Here is a 2246-nt window from a genome sequence, read left to right as displayed (position 1 = left end):
GACCAGACATCATCTCTCCATATATCTGCTTCTTCTAGACAGAAATCACTTGTCATACAGACTCTTATCTTTTCTCCACTTTGTATCTTATAGGTACCATCTCTATTTTTAGAAAGTGGATACGCAAAATCATTGGTCTTATATATATGTGAACCATCCTGATTTCTCATCTTATCCAAAACATACATATAACAGTTCTTACACCCTTCTGAATACTTTACACAGCCATGCCAGGGATTCCAAATGTCGTGCATTTTAACTCCTTATCAAACTAAAGTGCTTTATTTCAAACCATTTAATAATACGTCCTACACAAAGTGCAGAGATTATTGTTCCTACACCTATACCATAGAATGGTGAACGTGTTACTAAACAAAGAATAATTGTAGATACAATCATTGTAATATCAAAGCAGTTCTTACACAAAGAATACGGCTTATTATATCTTGTAGAAATACTTAAGACCACACCATCCACTGGCGCCAATATAAAATGAGACTGTATCATTGTATATACGCCAAAAGCTGTACATAAGTTTCCTGCAAACAATATCACAAAACGTAATCCTAAAGATTCTGGAGAAGCAGGAATAATCATCTGATATAAATCTATTATATATCCCATAATAAATGAGAAAGGTATTTCTAAAAGAATATCTAATTTTATCTTTCTTTCTATCAATAGCTGTACCACAATTAAAACCATATAAAGAATAATATTTGCAGTACCAAATGAAATAGGTGTCGTTTCTTTTACTGCATAAGGAAGTGTAGTAAAAGCAGCTACTCCTAATAATGAACGTGTATTCAAAGTAATCCCTAATACAAGTACATTTAGTCCAATTAAGTAATTAATCAATCGTTTCATCTTTATCACCCCAATAGAAGTATAAAGAGTTTTCTTATACCTTTCCAATATCGTTTATATATTATATAATAACTTATAGTTATAAGAGGTGAGAACATGAATATTAAACAGATAGAATATTTTATTGATTTATCAACATCCTTAAGTTTTACCAAAACAGCCCAGCATTTCTACATTTCTCAGACTGCAATTACTAAGCAGATTCATAATCTAGAAGATGAATTAGGTATACCATTATTTATCAGAAACAAAAAGAAAGTAGAAATCACACCAGAAGGAACACTTTTTTTATCCCATGCACAAAGTATTATGAAAGAAATAAATACTGCCAAACAAGTCGTAGACGCTTATAAGCGTGGAGAATCAGGTATTGTACGTATTGGTCTTCTAAAAAACTGTGATGATCAGCTGACTGTTAGTCTATTAGAAACAATCAAGAAAACGTATCCTTCTATTGTATTAGAATATCGTGCTTATAGGCGTATAAATCTTATACAGCTGTTTAATGAAAGAGAGCTTGATCTTATTATTATGATGGAAAATCACTTTCTCCAAGAGCCTTCCCTCTTATTAAAGACGTACCCTCTTATGAAGTATTATCATAAAGACACTTCTCTCACATCACTTCCTCTTCTTTATGATACTTCAGTAAAATATGAGAATATAGATACAGAAATCGAACAATTACTACTTAAAGCCTGTATGAAGGAAGGATATGTCATATTACAGAATTTCGTGGACCAAAATCCTTACTGTAAGTATTTATCATCTTTTCCTACAGATAGGACTTCTTCTTTATATCTCTATTATCATGAAGATGCTCATCAAATCATTCATAATATACTAAACGTACTCAAAAAGCATGCCTTCTAGGCGTGCTCATTTTATTCTAATTCGAATGCTCCAGTATATAACTGATAATACTGGCCTTTCTGTTTAATTAAGTCATCATGAGAACCACGTTCAATAATATGACCATGATCTAATACCATGATTACATCTGAGTTCTGTACAGTAGACAATCTATGTGCAATAACAAATACTGTACGTCCCTTCATTAAAGCATCCATACCTTTCTGTACAATGGCTTCTGTACGTGTATCAATGGAAGATGTTGCTTCATCCATGATCATAACAGGTGGATCTGCTACTGCAGCTCTTGCAATCGCAATTAGCTGTCTTTGACCTTGTGATAAACTTGCTCCATTACCAGTCAACATTGTGTTATAACCATCTGGTAAACGAGTAATGAAATCATCCGCACCAGCAAGCTTTGCAGCTTCAATACATTGTTCATCAGTCGCTTCTAGATAACCATAACGGATATTATCCATAACTGTACCAGTAAAGAGGTTTGTATCCTGTAAGATAATACCAAG

4 protein-coding genes are annotated in these 2246 nt (G+C 32.9%); 1 reads left to right on the top strand and 3 read right to left on the bottom strand.

Annotated features, from left to right (window positions below; all coding sequences use genetic code 11):
• Both B2S90_RS10575 and B2S90_RS10570 read right to left on the bottom strand, forming a co-directional pair.
• Positions 1–254, bottom strand: a 254-nt coding sequence (locus tag B2S90_RS10575) for a DUF5131 family protein (RefSeq protein ID WP_286697026.1), incomplete at its 3' end; no start/stop codon positions are given.
• Position 255: 1 nt separating this feature from the next.
• Entirely contained in the window at positions 256–867 is a 612-nt protein-coding gene (locus tag B2S90_RS10570; RefSeq protein ID WP_279068197.1) for a YczE/YyaS/YitT family protein, read from the bottom strand.
• Positions 868–963: 96 nt separating this feature from the next.
• Between B2S90_RS10570 and B2S90_RS10565 the strand changes: the two genes are divergently transcribed.
• Positions 964–1740 carry a LysR family transcriptional regulator gene (locus tag B2S90_RS10565; protein WP_279068196.1) on the top strand — a complete coding sequence of 259 codons (777 nt, stop codon included), beginning with the start codon at positions 964–966 and terminating at the stop codon, positions 1738–1740.
• Between the two features lie 11 nt (positions 1741–1751).
• On the opposite strand, the gene B2S90_RS10560 is transcribed toward B2S90_RS10565, so the two are convergent.
• Positions 1752–2246 (bottom strand): ATP-binding cassette domain-containing protein (locus B2S90_RS10560; protein ID WP_286697025.1); only part of this gene is annotated, 495 nt, incomplete at its 5' end.

It is taken from the genome of Catenibacterium sp. UBA627, from assembly GCF_002299355.1.
GTDB classification, from domain to species: Bacteria; Bacillota_I; Bacilli_A; order Erysipelotrichales; family Coprobacillaceae; genus Catenibacterium; species Catenibacterium mitsuoka.
Note: the sequence above shows the minus strand (reverse complement) of the source record. Positions and strands in the feature narration are given on the sequence as shown.

Excerpts from the sequence above, each read along its gene's own strand:
- B2S90_RS10570 (WP_279068197.1), bottom strand. The coding sequence starts at position 867 with ATGAAACGATTGATTAATTACTTAATTGGACTAAATGTACTTGTATTA.
- B2S90_RS10565 (WP_279068196.1), top strand. The coding sequence starts at position 964 with ATGAATATTAAACAGATAGAATATTTTATTGATTTATCAACATCCTTA.